This is a genomic window from Pseudomonas sp. B34(2017), from assembly GCF_002112915.1.
Lineage (GTDB): Bacteria > Pseudomonadota > Gammaproteobacteria > Pseudomonadales > Pseudomonadaceae > Aquipseudomonas > Aquipseudomonas pharyngis.
Genome location: NZ_NEJA01000001.1, coordinates 1 through 13,830 on the forward strand (window position 1 = coordinate 1; position 13,830 = coordinate 13,830).

Annotated in this window: 11 protein-coding genes; 6 read left to right on the top strand and 5 right to left on the bottom strand. The window is 60.7% G+C overall.

Annotated features, from left to right (window positions below; translation table 11 throughout):
- The first annotated feature begins 340 nt into the window (after window positions 1-340).
- The 6 genes from CAF80_RS00005 (at window position 341) to cobA (ending at window position 9,777) form a co-directional block, all read left to right on the top strand.
- Window positions 341-1,552, top strand: a complete 1,212-nt coding sequence (locus CAF80_RS00005; RefSeq protein WP_039770001.1) for a NarK/NasA family nitrate transporter — start codon at window positions 341-343, stop codon at window positions 1,550-1,552.
- Window positions 1,553-1,559: 7 nt separating this feature from the next.
- Window positions 1,560-3,221, top strand: a complete 1,662-nt coding sequence (locus CAF80_RS00010; protein WP_085666660.1) for a bifunctional protein-serine/threonine kinase/phosphatase — start codon at window positions 1,560-1,562, stop codon at window positions 3,219-3,221.
- Between the two features lie 308 nt (window positions 3,222-3,529).
- Entirely contained in the window at window positions 3,530-5,983 is a 2,454-nt protein-coding gene (gene nirB, locus CAF80_RS00015; RefSeq protein ID WP_045121673.1) for a nitrite reductase large subunit NirB, read from the top strand.
- Window positions 5,980-6,297 carry a nitrite reductase small subunit NirD gene (gene nirD, locus CAF80_RS00020; protein WP_007951992.1) on the top strand — a complete coding sequence of 106 codons (318 nt, stop codon included), beginning with the start codon at window positions 5,980-5,982 and terminating at the stop codon, window positions 6,295-6,297. The genes nirB and nirD overlap by 4 nt, the downstream gene beginning before the upstream one ends.
- Window positions 6,297-9,011 carry a nitrate reductase gene (locus tag CAF80_RS00025; RefSeq protein WP_085666661.1) on the top strand — a complete coding sequence of 905 codons (2,715 nt, stop codon included), beginning with the start codon at window positions 6,297-6,299 and terminating at the stop codon, window positions 9,009-9,011. The genes nirD and CAF80_RS00025 overlap by 1 nt, the downstream gene beginning before the upstream one ends.
- A 13-nt stretch (window positions 9,012-9,024) precedes the next feature.
- Window positions 9,025-9,777, top strand: coding sequence for a uroporphyrinogen-III C-methyltransferase (cobA, locus tag CAF80_RS00030; RefSeq protein ID WP_085666662.1), 753 nt, complete (start codon window positions 9,025-9,027; stop codon window positions 9,775-9,777).
- A gap of 75 nt (window positions 9,778-9,852) precedes the next feature.
- Here cobA and CAF80_RS00035 read toward each other — a convergent pair whose 3' ends face one another.
- The 5 genes from CAF80_RS00035 to CAF80_RS00055 form a co-directional block, all read right to left on the bottom strand.
- Window positions 9,853-10,887, bottom strand: coding sequence for an OmpA family protein (locus tag CAF80_RS00035; protein ID WP_011333252.1), 1,035 nt, complete (start codon window positions 10,885-10,887; stop codon window positions 9,853-9,855).
- A 107-nt stretch (window positions 10,888-10,994) separates the two neighbouring features.
- Entirely contained in the window at window positions 10,995-11,585 is a 591-nt protein-coding gene (sigX, locus tag CAF80_RS00040; protein ID WP_011333251.1) for an RNA polymerase sigma factor SigX, read from the bottom strand.
- A 90-nt stretch (window positions 11,586-11,675) separates the two neighbouring features.
- Window positions 11,676-12,500 (bottom strand): mechanosensitive ion channel domain-containing protein, encoded by an 825-nt coding sequence (locus CAF80_RS00045; RefSeq protein ID WP_007951987.1) that lies wholly within the window; start codon window positions 12,498-12,500, stop codon window positions 11,676-11,678.
- A gap of 2 nt (window positions 12,501-12,502) precedes the next feature.
- Entirely contained in the window at window positions 12,503-12,751 is a 249-nt protein-coding gene (locus CAF80_RS00050) for a hypothetical protein (RefSeq protein WP_007951986.1), read from the bottom strand.
- Window positions 12,752-12,814: 63 nt separating this feature from the next.
- The gene (locus tag CAF80_RS00055; RefSeq protein ID WP_074687620.1) at window positions 12,815-13,810 is read right to left on the bottom strand and encodes a zinc transporter ZntB; all 996 of its coding nucleotides are present in this window, start codon (window positions 13,808-13,810) and stop codon (window positions 12,815-12,817) included.
- Window positions 13,811-13,830 lie beyond the last annotated feature (20 nt).

Here is a 13,830-nt window from a genome sequence, read left to right on the forward strand (position 1 = left end):
TTAGGCAGGCTTGAGCGCGGTGCCAACCGCGTATCAAGCCTGTAAAAGGTGTAAACGATGTCCCCGGTCTAATGTGTAAAGGATGTACCGGTCTCTACAGTGAGGGGCTTTTGATTTTGACTTGGCACAAATCTCGCTATGTAATCCCTACAGGTAACCAACGGCGGTTGCCCCACCTACGACAAAGACGTCGCTCACCCTCTTCGCCCCTTTTGGCGATCCGGGTAGCGGCGTTTTTGCGTTTTGGCCCCACAGCCCGGGGCCGGTGGTGCGGCCGTGGCGGCGCTCCACTTGCTGGCTTGTGACTCCTTCTCGAGATTCTTAACAGCTGAGGTGCGCGATGAATAAAAGCTTCTGGAAATCCGGCCACACCCCGACCCTGTTCGCAGCCTTCCTGTATTTCGACCTGAGCTTCATGGTCTGGTACCTGCTCGGCCCGCTGGCGGTGCAGATTGCTGGCGACCTGCACCTGACCACTCAACAGCGCGGCCTCGTGGTGGCCACGCCGATTCTGGCCGGCGCGGTGCTGCGCTTTGCGATGGGCATGCTTGCCGATCGCCTGTCACCCAAGACTGCCGGGCTGATCGGCCAGGTGATCGTGATCTGCGCATTGTTCGGTGCCTGGAAACTCGGCATCCACAGTTACGAACAGGCTCTGCTGCTCGGCCTGTTCCTCGGCATGGCCGGCGCCTCATTCGCCGTCGCCCTGCCGCTGGCCTCGCAGTGGTATCCGCCGGAGCATCAGGGCAAGGCGATGGGCATCGCCGGGGCCGGCAATTCCGGGACCGTGTTCGCCGCGCTGATCGCCCCGGTGCTGGCGGCGGCGTTTGGCTGGAGCAATGTGTTCGGGTTCGCCCTGATTCCGCTGATCCTGACCCTTGTGCTGTTTGCCTGGCTGGCGAAAAACGCGCCGGAGCGACCAAAAGCCAAATCCATGGCCGACTACTTCAAGGCCCTGGGCGACCGTGACAGCTGGTGGTTCATGTTTTTCTACAGCGTCACCTTCGGCGGCTTCATCGGTCTGGCCAGCGCCCTGCCCGGCTACTTCAACGATCAATACGGTCTGAGCCCGGTGACCGCCGGTTACTACACCGCCGCCTGCGTGTTCGGCGGCAGCCTGATGCGTCCGCTGGGTGGCGCGCTGGCGGACCGGTTCGGCGGGATTCGCACCCTGCTGGCGATGTACACAGTGGCCGTAGTCTGCATCGCGGCGGTCGGCTTCAACCTGCCGAGTTCCTACGCGGCGCTGGCACTTTTCGTCTGCACCATGCTTGGTCTCGGCGCGGGTAATGGCGCGGTATTCCAACTGGTGCCACAGCGCTTTCGGCGTGAAATCGGCGTGATGACCGGGCTGATCGGCATGGCCGGCGGCATCGGCGGCTTTGCCCTGGCGGCAGGCATGGGCGCGATCAAACAGAGCACCGGCAGCTATCAACTGGCGCTGTGGTTGTTCGCCAGCCTTGGCGTGCTGGCGTGGTTCGGCCTGCACGGGGTCAAACGTCGCTGGAGAACCACTTGGGGTTCGGCGGCCGTGACCGCTGCACGGGTCTGAAGCCCGAATGGCTCTGCAACTGAGCTTTGCCGAAGCCAGCGCCACCGGCCCCCGCGCGGAAAACCAGGACGCCTTGCGCCTGGTCACGCCGGCTCCGGCGCTGGCGGCCAGCAAAGGGTTTCTGTTCGCCATCGCCGACGGCGTCAGCCAGTGCGCCGATGGCGGGCTGGCCGCGCGTTCGACCTTGCAGGCGCTGGCGCTGGACTACTACGCCACCCCGGAAACCTGGAGCGTGGCCCAGGCCCTCGATCGTCTGCTGCTCGCACAAAACCGCTGGTTGCAGGCCAATGGTGGCGGTCAGCCGCTGCTCACCACGGTCAGTGCGCTGGTCCTGCGCGGCCGGCGGTTTACCCTGGCCCACGTAGGCGATTGCCGGGTCTATCGCTGGCACGCCGAGACCTTGCAACGGATCACCGAAGACCACGTCTGGGATCAACCGGGCATGCAGCATGTGCTCAAGCGGGCATTGGGACTGGATCAGCATCTGGTGCTGGACTTTCTCGATGGCGAACTGCGTGACGGCGAATGTTTCGTGCTGCTCAGTGATGGCGTGTGGGCCGCGCTTGGCGATAGCGCCATCGCCGGGATTCTGCGCGATCAACCGGATCTGCACAGTGCCGCGCAAACCTTGGTCAATGCCGCGCATCTGGCCGGCAGTCAGGACAATGCCAGTGCGCTGTTGGTGCGGGTGGATGCTGTTGGCGAGGCCAGCATCGGCGATGCGCTGATTCATTTGCAGCAGTGGCCGCTGCCCCCGCCGCTGAAACCGGGTCAGGTCTTTGAAGGCTGGCGGGTTCAAGAGGTTATAAGCCGGAGCCAGCAATCGTTGTTGTATCGCGTGCTCGATGGTCAGGGCCAGGCGTGGCTGTTGAAGACGTTGCCTGCACAACTGGCAGACGATGCCCAGGCCTTGCTGGCGGAGGAATGGTTTCTCAAACGCGTCGCCGGGCGGCATTTCCCTGAAGTCCATAGCGCCGGTCAGCGTCAGCATTTGTACTACGTGATGCGTGAATATTCGGGAACCACCCTGGCGCAGTTGTTCGAACAAAGCGGCCCGCTGCCACTGGCCCAGTGGCAGGGTTTGGCCGAGCGCCTGCTGCGGGCCGTCGGCCTGCTGCATCGACGGCAGATCCTGCACCGCGACATCAAACCGGAGAACCTGCACCTGGGGGACGACGGCGAGTTGCGCCTGCTGGATTTCGGCTTGGCGTATTGCCCCGGTCTGTCGCAGGACGCACCGTCGACCTTGCCCGGAACCCCGAGCTACATCGCACCGGAAGCCTTTCAAGGCGCAGCACCCGGCGCACAACAGGATCTGTATGCGGTGGGCGTGACTCTGTATTTCTTGCTCACCGGGCATTTTCCCTACGGCGAGATCGAAGCGTTCCAGCGCCCGCGTTTCGGGGTGCCAGTGAGTGCCGGTCGCTATCGCCCGGATCTGCCGGAGTGGCTGGCGCAGTGTCTGGAGCGCGGTGTGGCAGCTGATCCTTTGCAACGTTATGAAACCGCCGAGGAATGGCTGCTGACGCTGGAACAAGGTGAGCGCCGCAGCCTGAATGTACGCCCTCGCCCCTTGCTGGAACGGGAGCCGCTGAAGGTCTGGCGGACACTGGCGTTACTGGCACTGCTGGGCAATCTGGTCCTGCTGTTTCTGTTGTTTCATGGCTGATGCGGCGCTCCATTAACGAGCGTACTGCTTCCATTCAGTGCAAAAACCACAACGAAAATCTGGCCAATTCCAGCGTTACCCAGTGAATTCGCGGCCCGCCGCGACTTGGCACAACCACTGCATTAACGTTTTCAACTGACATACAGCCCGACCTTCAACGACGAAGGCCAGGCTTCCCGAGAGAACGGGACAAGGACAAAGGCGTCCTCGCTAGGTAACTGGCGGGACGCCTTTTTTGTTTGCGCCATTTTTGTCGAGCAAGGCCTGACTGCCCACAAGAGGCAAGCCCGATGCTCCCGGAGAACCTGATGAAAAAACTCAAACTGGTGATGATCGGCAATGGCATGGCCGGGGTCCGCACCCTGGAAGAACTGCTCAAGCTGAGCAACGAGCTGTACGACATCACGGTCTTCGGCGCCGAACCGCACACCAACTACAACCGCATCCTGCTGTCGCCGGTATTGGCCGGCGAGCAGACCTTCGAAGAGATCGTGCTCAACGACCTCGACTGGTACCTGGAAAACAACATCAAGTTACTGCTCAACCGCAAAGTGGTAGAGATCGACCGGGTCAAACGCCGGGTGATCGCCGAAGACGGCACCGAGGCCGAATACGATCGCCTGCTGATCGCCACCGGCTCGACCCCGTTCATCCTGCCGATCCCCGGCAACACCTTGCAGGGCGTGATCGGTTACCGCGACATCGCCGACACCCAGGCGATGATCGACACCGCAAAAACCCACAAGCACGCCGTGGTGATCGGCGGCGGCCTGCTCGGCCTCGAAGCCGCCAACGGCCTGATGCTGCGCGGCATGCACGTCACCGTGGTGCACCTCGGTGAATGGCTGCTGGAGCGGCAACTGGACAAGACCAGCGGCCAGCTCCTGCAAACCGCCCTCGAATCCCGTGGCCTGCACTTTCGCCTGTGCGAACAGACCCAGGCCCTGCACGACGCCGGCAATGGTCGGGTCGGCTCGGTGCAATTCAAGAACGGCGACATCATTCCTGCCGATCTGGTGGTCATGGCCGCCGGCATCCGCCCCAACACCGAACTCGCGGAAAAGGCCGGCATCCCGTGCAATCGCGGGATTCTGGTCAACGACACCCTGCAAACCTACGACCCGCGCATCTATGCCATCGGCGAATGCGCCAGCCATCGCGGCATTGCCTACGGCCTGGTGGCGCCGTTGTTCGAACAGGCCAAAGTCTGCGCCAACCACCTGGCCCAACTGGGCTTCGCCCGTTATCAGGGCTCGGTGACATCGACCAAATTGAAGGTCACCGGCATCGACCTGTTTTCCGCCGGCGACTTCATGGGCGGCGAAGGCACCGAGACCATCACCCTCTCCGACCCGATCGGCGGGGTGTACAAAAAACTGGTGATCAAGGATGACGTGCTGGTCGGCGCCTGTCTGTACGGCGATACGGCAGATGGCGGTTGGTATTTCCGGCAGATTCGTGAGAATCACGCCATCGGCGAGATCCGCGATCACTTAATGTTTGGTGAAAACGCCCTCGGTGACGTAGGACATCAAGGCCAGGACAAAGCCATGAGCATGGCCGACAACGCCGAAGTCTGCGGCTGCAACGGCGTGTGCAAGGGCACCATCGTCAAGGCGATTCAGGAACACGGGCTGTTCAGCGTCGACGAAGTGAAGAAACACACCAAGGCTGCGAGCTCCTGCGGTTCCTGCGCCGGGCTGGTCGAGCAGATCCTGATCAACACCGTCGGCGGCGCGGCAGACGTCAAACCGAAAAGCGAAAAAGCCATCTGCGGTTGCAGCGACCTCAACCATGGCCAGATTCGCCAGGCCATTCGCGAACAGCATTTGCTGACCATCGCCGGCACCATGAGCTACCTCAACTGGCGCACCCCGAACGGCTGCGCCACCTGCCGCCCGGCCCTTAACTATTACCTGATTTCCACCTGGCCCGGCGAAGCCAAGGACGATCCGCAGTCGCGCCTGATCAACGAGCGGGCCCACGCCAACATCCAGAAGGACGGCACTTATTCGGTGGTGCCACGGATGTGGGGCGGCGTGACCAACCCGTCGGAACTGCGGCGGATCGCCGACGTGGCGGACAAATACCAGGTGCCAATGGTCAAGGTCACCGGCGGCCAGCGCATCGACTTGCTGGGGATCAAAAAACAGGACTTGCCCGGTGTGTGGAAGGACCTCGACATGCCGTCCGGCCACGCCTACGGCAAATCGATCCGCACCGTGAAAACCTGCGTCGGCAGCGAGTTCTGCCGCTTCGGCACGCAGAACTCGACTCAGTTGGGCATCGACCTCGAACACGACCTGTTCAACATGTGGTCGCCGCACAAAGTGAAACTGGCGGTCTCCGGATGCCCACGCAACTGCTCGGAAGCGGGGATCAAGGACGTAGGCATCATCGGCGTCGATTCCGGCTGGGAGATGTACATCGGTGGCAACGGCGGGATCAAGACCGAAGTCGCCGAGTTCTTCGTCAAGCTCAAGACCGCCGAGGAAGTGCGCGAGTACAACGGCGCGTTCCTGCAGCTGTACCGCGAAGAAGCCTTCTACCTCGAACGCACCGTGCACTACCTGCAACGGGTCGGCATGGAGCACATCAAGAAAGCCGTGCTGGAAGATCCCGAGCGTCGCAAGGCCCTGAACGAGCGCCTGCAATTCTCCCTGTCGTTCGAACAGGATCCGTGGAAAGAGCGCCTCGCCCAGCCGCAACTGAAAAAAGAATTCGACGTGATCCCTGTGAAAAACCTGGAGGTGCCGGCATGAACTGGCTCGATATCTGTGCCCTGGAAGAGATCAACGCCCTCGGTTCGCGGATCATCGCCGGGCCCAAAGGTGACATCGCGATCTTTCGCACAAGCGACGACGAAGTTTTCGCACTCGATGACCGCTGCCCGCACAAGGGCGGACCGCTGTCCCAAGGCCTGATCTACGGCAAGCGCGTGGCCTGCCCGCTGCACAACTGGCAGATCGACCTGCAATCCGGCGAAGCGCAGGCGCCGGACGTCGGCTGCGCGCACCATCACCCGGCCCGGGTCGAAAACGGCCGCGTGCAATTGGCCCTGCGGGACGCCGTCTGATGAACCGCCAGACGACCGCCTCGACCTGCTGTTATTGCGGAGTCGGCTGCGGCGTGCTGATCGAGCATGACGGCGAGCGCATTCTCGGCGTCAGCGGCGATCCGGCGCATCCGGCCAACTTCGGCAAACTGTGCAGCAAAGGCTCGACCCTGCACCTGACCGGCGATCTGGCGGCGCGGGCGTTGTACCCGGAACTGCGCCTGGGCAAAGGCCTGGCGCGCAGTCGTTGCGACTGGGACACCGCGCTGGATCACGCCACCAACGTGTTCGCCGACACCATCGCCGAACACGGCCCGGACAGCGTGGCGTTCTATATCTCCGGGCAGTTGCTGACCGAGGATTACTACGCCTTCAACAAACTGGCGCGGGCGCTGGTCGGCACCAACAACATCGACAGCAACTCACGGCTGTGCATGTCTTCGGCGGTGGTCGGCTACAAGCGCAGCCTCGGCGCCGACGCACCACCGTGCAGCTATGAAGACCTGGAGTTGAGCGATTGCGTGGTGATCGTCGGCAGTAACATGGCCTACGCCCATCCGGTACTTTTTCGCCGTCTCGAAGAAGCCAAATCCCGCCGCCCGCAGATGAAAGTCGTCGTCATTGATCCACGGCGCACCGACACCTGCGATCTGGCCGACCTGCATCTGGCGATTCTGCCGGGCACCGATGTCGCGCTGTTCCATGGGATTTTGCATCTGCTGTTGTGGGAAGACTGGATCGACCGCGACTTCATCAAAGCCCACACCGAAGGCCTCGCCGAGCTGAAAAGCCTGGTGCGTGATTACACGTCGGCGATGGTGTCGCAGCTGTGCGGGATCAGCGTCGAGCAGTTGCAGCAATGCGCCGAATGGATCGGTACATCACCAAGCTTTCTGTCGCTGTGGTGCATGGGCCTGAACCAGTCCACCGCCGGTAGCGCAAAGAACAGCGCGCTGATCAATCTGCACCTGGCCACCGGGCAAATTGGCCGGCCGGGTGCAGGACCTTTCTCCCTGACCGGTCAGCCAAACGCCATGGGCGGACGGGAAACCGGCAGCCTTTCCAATCTGTTGCCCGGTCACCGTGAAGTCGACAATCCGGAGCATCGCGCTGAAGTGGCGGCGTATTGGGGTGTGGATAAGCTGCCGGAAAATACCGGTCTCAGCGCCATCGAACTGTTTGAACAGGTGCGCAGCGGCAAGATCAAGGCGTTGTGGATTGCCTGCACCAACCCCGCGCAATCGATGCCGGACCAGAACGCCGTGCGTGCAGCGCTGGAGGCTTGTCCGTTCGTGGTTTTGCAGGAGGCGTTTCGCACCACCGAAACCGCGGCGTTTGCCGATCTGCTGTTGCCGGCGGCCAGTTGGGGCGAGAAGGAAGGCTCGGTGACCAACTCCGAGCGGCGGATTTCCCACGTCCGCCAAGCCATTGCCGCACCGGGTGAAGCGCGACCGGACTGGGCGATTACCGTTGATTTCGCACAACGCCTGGAGAAACGTCTGCGCCCGCAACAACCGGGTCTGTTTGCCTTCGAGCAACCGGCGCAACTGTTTGACGAGTACAAACAACTGACTCGTGGCCGCGATCTGGATTTGTCCGGGATCAGCCACGGACTGATTGATGAACTGGGGCCACAGCAATGGCCCTTTCCCGCTGGTGCCCGCCAAGGTACAGCCCGGCTGTATGGCGACGGGATCTTTCCTACAGCGAATGGGCGCGCGCAGTTTGTTGCCGATCCCTATCGCGCCGCCAAGGAACAACGCGATGCGCGCTTTCCCCTGACCCTGATCACCGGCCGCCTGCGTGATCAATGGCACGGTATGAGCCGCACCGGCACGGCGGCGCAGTTATTCGGTCATGTCAGCGAAGCAGTGTTGAGTCTGCACCCGGAGGAGTTGCGCCGGCACCGTTTGCAGCCGGGGGAGCTGGTGAATCTGAAAAGTCGTCGGGGCGCGGTGATCGTGGCGGTCGCCAGTGATGACAGTGTGCGTCCGGGCCAGGCGTTCCTGCCGATGCACTGGGGTGATCGCTTCCTCAAGGGTGGCGTGAACAGCCTGACCCTGCCCGCCTTCGATCCTTTGTCGAAACAGCCGGAACTCAAGCATAGCGGCGTGCGGCTGGAGCCGGTGGATTTGCCATGGCAACTGTTCGCACTGATCGAGGGCGATGTTCAACGGCATTTCGAGGCGCTTCGACCGCTCTGCGAGGCGTTTTCCTACGCAAGTCTCAGCCTTGTCGGACGTGAACGGCCTGCGCTGCTGATACGCGCAGCCAGCGTCGTGGCGCCAGAACCGCAATTGCTGCGTGAAATCGACCAGTGCCTGGCTCTGATCGAGGGGCCGGTACTGGCTTATGACGATCCTCGCCGCGCCATTGGCAAACGGGTACGCATCGAAAACGGACGAATCACCGCGATCCGTCTTGCGGGTGAAACCCTCGCCCAGCACTGGTTGCAAGGTCTGTGGCTGGAAGGCCGCGCCGACGAACAACTGCGGCGCTGGCTGCTGGCACCGATGATTGCGCCGCCGGGCAATGTCGGCGCGCAGACTGTGGCGGACAAAACCTTGTGCAACTGCAAGAACGTCAGCCACAGCGCGGTCTGCGCCGGTATCCGTGAAGGTCTGGATCTGCAGGGTTTGAAAAACAAGTTGGGGTGCGGCACGCAATGCGGCTCCTGCGTCCCGGAAATCAAGCGCTTGCTGGCCGCCGAAGTGCGTCCGGTCGCCGTCATCTGAAGAGGAAAACACCATGAACGCGAAAGTCTGGCTGGTGGGCGCGGGCCCTGGTGATCCTGAATTGCTGACGCTCAAAGCGGTGCGTGCCTTGCGCGAGGCCGAGGTGGTGCTGATCGACGATCTGGTCAATGAGGCGGTGCTTGAGCACTGCCCTGCTGCGCGGATTATCGCGGTCGGCAAACGCGGCGGCTGCCGCTCGACGCCCCAGGCGTTCATCCATCGGCTGATGCTGCGTTATGCCCGTCAGGGCAAATGCGTGGTGCGGCTCAAGGGCGGCGATCCGTGCATTTTCGGGCGTGGGGGTGAGGAAGCTCAGTGGTTGCGCGAGCGCGGGGTCGAGGTGGAGCTGGTCAATGGCATCACCGCCGGACTGGCTGGAGCGACCCAGTGTGATATTCCGCTGACGCTACGCGGCGTGGCCCGGGGCGTGACGCTGGTCACGGCCCACACCCAGGACGACAGCCAGTTGAACTGGCGGGCCTTGGCGCAGGGCGGCACGACGCTGGTGATTTACATGGGGGTGGCGAAGCTCGGCGAGATTCGCGAACAGCTGTTGGCAGGAGGGATGGCGGCAGATACGCCGGTGGCGATGATCGAGAATGCTTCATTGCCGGAGCAACGCGAATGCCGCAGCGATCTGACAGCGATGGAAGACGATGCCCTTGGTTTCCAGCTCAGGAGCCCTGCGATTCTGGTCATAGGCGCCGTCGCAGCGGCCGCGCCCCAGGTCGACTCGATTGGCTGGGTAGCTGATCGCCTGGCCTGACAATCTCTGGCGTCACCAAATCGCAGGCAAAGAAAAGCCCGGCCTGAGCCGGGCTTTTCTCGGAGCGGCAGCTAATTACTTAGCTTGAGCTTCAACCTGCGCTTCTACGCGACGGTTAACAGCACGGCCAGCTTCAGTTTTGTTGTCAGCAACTGGGCGGGATTCGCCGTAGCCGATCGACTGAACGCGGGACGATTCAACACCGTACTGGTTGGTCAGAACTTGCTTAACGGCGTTTGCACGACGCTCGGACAGTTTCTGGTTGTAAGCGTCAGGACCGACGGAGTCAGTGTGACCTTCAACAGTAGTGGTGGTGGATGGGTACTGCTTCATGAAGTCAGCCAGGTTTTTGATGTCGCCGTAGCTGTTTGGCTTAACAACCGACTTGTCGAAGTCGAACTTCACGTCCAGCTCAACACGAACAACTTCAGCAACTGCTGGGCAGCCATCAGCGTCAACAGTTACGTTGGCTGGGGTGTCCGGGCACTTGTCAACGTTGTCGCAAACGCCGTCGTTGTCGCTGTCGGAGCAGACTTCAGCCGGTGCTGGAACTGGAGCAGCAGCTGGCTTGGAGCCGCCACCGAAGTTCACACCGATACCGACGCTAGGAGCCCACTCGGTGTCGCCCTGGTCGATGTTGTACTGAGCTTCAACGCCAGCACGGGCGTAGAAGTTGTCGGTGAAGTACAGCTTGGCACCAGCGCCCAGGTTGGCGAAGGTGGAACGGTTACGACCGTTCGAACCGTTCTGGTCGATGCTCTGGTCAGAGAAACCGGCCGAAACGTATGGACGCAGCATGTCGCCTGGGTTGTTGAAGTGGTACAGAGCGTCCAGAGCGGTGTTGGCGCCCTTGACGTTCTTGCCATCGTCGGCACGCACGTTGTGCACTTCGTCGTAGCCCAGACGCAGTTCAACGTCGTCGGTCAGGAAGTAACCGATCGAACCGCCGAACAGGTTGCCGTTGTTCTTGAAGTTACGAGCGCTGTCGAATTGTTCTTTCTTTGCGAAGCCTTCGATTTCAACTGCGCCTTGGCCTTGTGCCAGAGCGCCGAAAGAAGTGGCGGCAATCAAAGAACCAATGGCCAAGCCCAAGGTGTTTTTCAGTTTCATCCGTTAAATCCCCATCTGGTGATTGTGAAGCAGTCCCGCAAACCGGGGGACAACTCGGCGGCAAGTCTATCAGAACTTGCCTACACGTAAGAGATATTTGCGCCGAACTAAGTTTCAGCAATGCCTGCAAATTTCTCACGCAATTTATCAAGAGCGCGTTTGTAACGCATTTTTGTCGCACTCAAACCCATGTGCATGATGTCTGCGATCTCCTGAAACTCCAGCTCTGCGACAAATCGTAGCACCAGAATTTCCCTGTCGATCGGGTTCACATACACCAGCCAGCGATCCAGTCCGCCCTTCTCCTCGGGTTTCGGCGCCTTTTCTTCGGACGCTTCCTCGAGGGGGTCAAGACTCAGTGCGTCCATCAAGCGACGCTTTCGCCGTTCCTTCCGATACTGTGTGATGCATTCGTTGTAGGTGATGCTGTATAGCCATGTCTTGAACTTCGATTTCCCCTCGAAGTTCTTCAGGCCGTACAGCACCTTCAACATCACTTCCTGACAGACATCGTCTGCGTCGCGATCGTTCCCAAGATATCGTGCGCACACGTTAAATAATGTCCGCTGGTAACGCCGCATCAGTTCTTCGTAGGCGCGCGTCACGTGAAAAAGCTCGGTATGCGAGCGCGCGACCAACTCCTCATCAGAGAGCTCGCGGGGATCGTAGCGCGTGGATAGCGTTTGGGCTTTATTCAAAACAAGTCGTGCCGACAGTCAGGTCAATGTCCACCGCAGCCAGCGACAGCTGGCATTTTGCGGCGGCATACATTAGCAGGGTTTGCCGGGTTAGCGGCTACTCACATGCTGTTCCAGCAGGATCCGATTGGAGAGAGAGACTAGCTCACCCTCATCGGTCAGCAATGTGGTCTTAACCGTGCCGATCTCTTCGATCTGGCCTTCGACCTCGCCAATACGCACTTGTTGCCCAACCTGATACAACTCACGCACATAGATTCCCGCAAGAATCTGACCGGCAATTTCCCGGCTTCCCAAACCCATGGCCAGCGCAACCGCCAGACCAACGGTAATCAATACGATGACGATCACATGGTTCAGCAGGTCGGTCTTGACCTCCAACTGACTGATTGCGACCGAAATGCTGATGATGATCACCAGGCCCTGGGCAATTCGCCCAAGTCCTGAAGCGTAGTCCAGGCCTACGCCTTCTGCCGCCCCGCGAACCAGGCCATTGGCCAGTTGTGCGAGCAGGACACCCACCAGCAATACCAGCGCGGCACCGAACACTTTCGGCAAATACAGCGCGAGCATGTCAAGCGTAGCTGAAACTCGCTCAAGTCCAAGGGATTCTGCTGCCGAAACCAGAAAAATCAGCAGAACGAACCAGTAAACGATTTTGCCGATCAACGTGGAGATCGGCACTTGCAGCCCCGCGCGGGACATCAATTTAGTCAGGCCGGTGCCGCCCATCAGGCGATCAAGCCCCAGTTTGGCCAGCAACTTGGAGAGCAAGGTGTCCAGCAGCTTGGCCACGACGAAACCCAAAAGCAGCACAACCAATGCGCCGAACAGGTTAGGAATGAAGTTAGCGACTTTGGTCCACAACGCAGTCATTGCAGTGACGAGGCTCTGAGTCCAGAGATCAAGTTCCATATTCAATCAGCCTTATCAGCAGTGCGAGCGGTAGGTTTACGGAGACGGGAGACCGGCGCGACATGGGCCGAGCCGTTATTCAGGGCGATCATCAGCGCGGGCAGCCAGCGGCCCAGCAGGCTGAACAGATCGCCGGCGCCAACCTGGCGGTTGGCGGTTTTGAGCACGCGACCCAGGCAGGCATCGTCGTCGCGGCTGGACGGCGAAGCGTTGAGCATGTCGCGCAAAGACTGTTCAAACGGATCGTGCATACGCACCTCTCGTGATGTCTGTGAAAGACGCGGGCAAATTTGGTCGGGTCACATGATGCATCGTCAGACCCAGCGCAAACGGCGGAACAACCACCACTGGCCGAACGCCAGGGCGAGCACCGTCAGGCAGGCGATCAGGAAGCCATAAGGGCTGCTGGCGAACGGTATTCCGCCAACGTTTATGCCCAACAGACCGGTAATAAAACTCATCGGCAAGAAGATGCAGGTGATGATCCCGAAGCGATACATCGTGCGATTCATGTGCACGCTCAAGCGCCGGTCTTCGGCCTCCAGCACCAGCCCCACGCGCTCTCGGGTCAATTCGAGCTCTTCGAGATAACGGGTCAGGCTGTTGTTCAATTCGTTCCAGTAGTCGGCATCGTCATCGACGAACCACGGCAGCTTTATCCGCGTCAGCTGTCCGAAAATATCCCGCTGCGGTGCCAGAAAACGCTTCAGTCCGGCGGCCCGGCGACGGATATGCAAAATGGCGCCGTGCTCGGGGGTATACCGTTCGTCGGCATCCAGTTTTTCTTCCTCTTCATCGACCACTTCGGAGAGACAAGTCACCAGATCCTGCACCTTGTTGGTGAGGAATTGCGCCAGATACAGCATCAGTTCGGACGAGGTTTTCGGCCCCTTGCCCTCGGCGAGCATCGCCAGTAACTCGTCAGTGGCGCGCAATGGACGCAAACGCAGGGAAATCACCCGCTGGGCCGAAGCGAAAATCCGCACCGACACCATGTCTTCCGGCTCGGCGCCGGGGTTGAGATTGACCCCGCGCAAAAAAAGCAGCAGCTCGGAATCCGGCAGCGGCAACAGGCGTGGACGGGTGTTTTCTTCCAGCAGCAGGTCGCAGGTGAACTCATTGAGCCCACTGGATTTACGCAGCCAGGTCTGGGTCTGCGGGTGACTGCGATCCCAGTGCAGCCACAGGCTTTCATGAGCCTGCAGCCGCAGATCGTCGAGATCAGTCCGGGCTATCGAACGCGCACCGCCTTTACCGTCCAGCACCAGGGCATGCACCAGCCCCCATTGCGCGTTTTCTTCCTCGAACATCCTCACCCCTGTGGTTACCG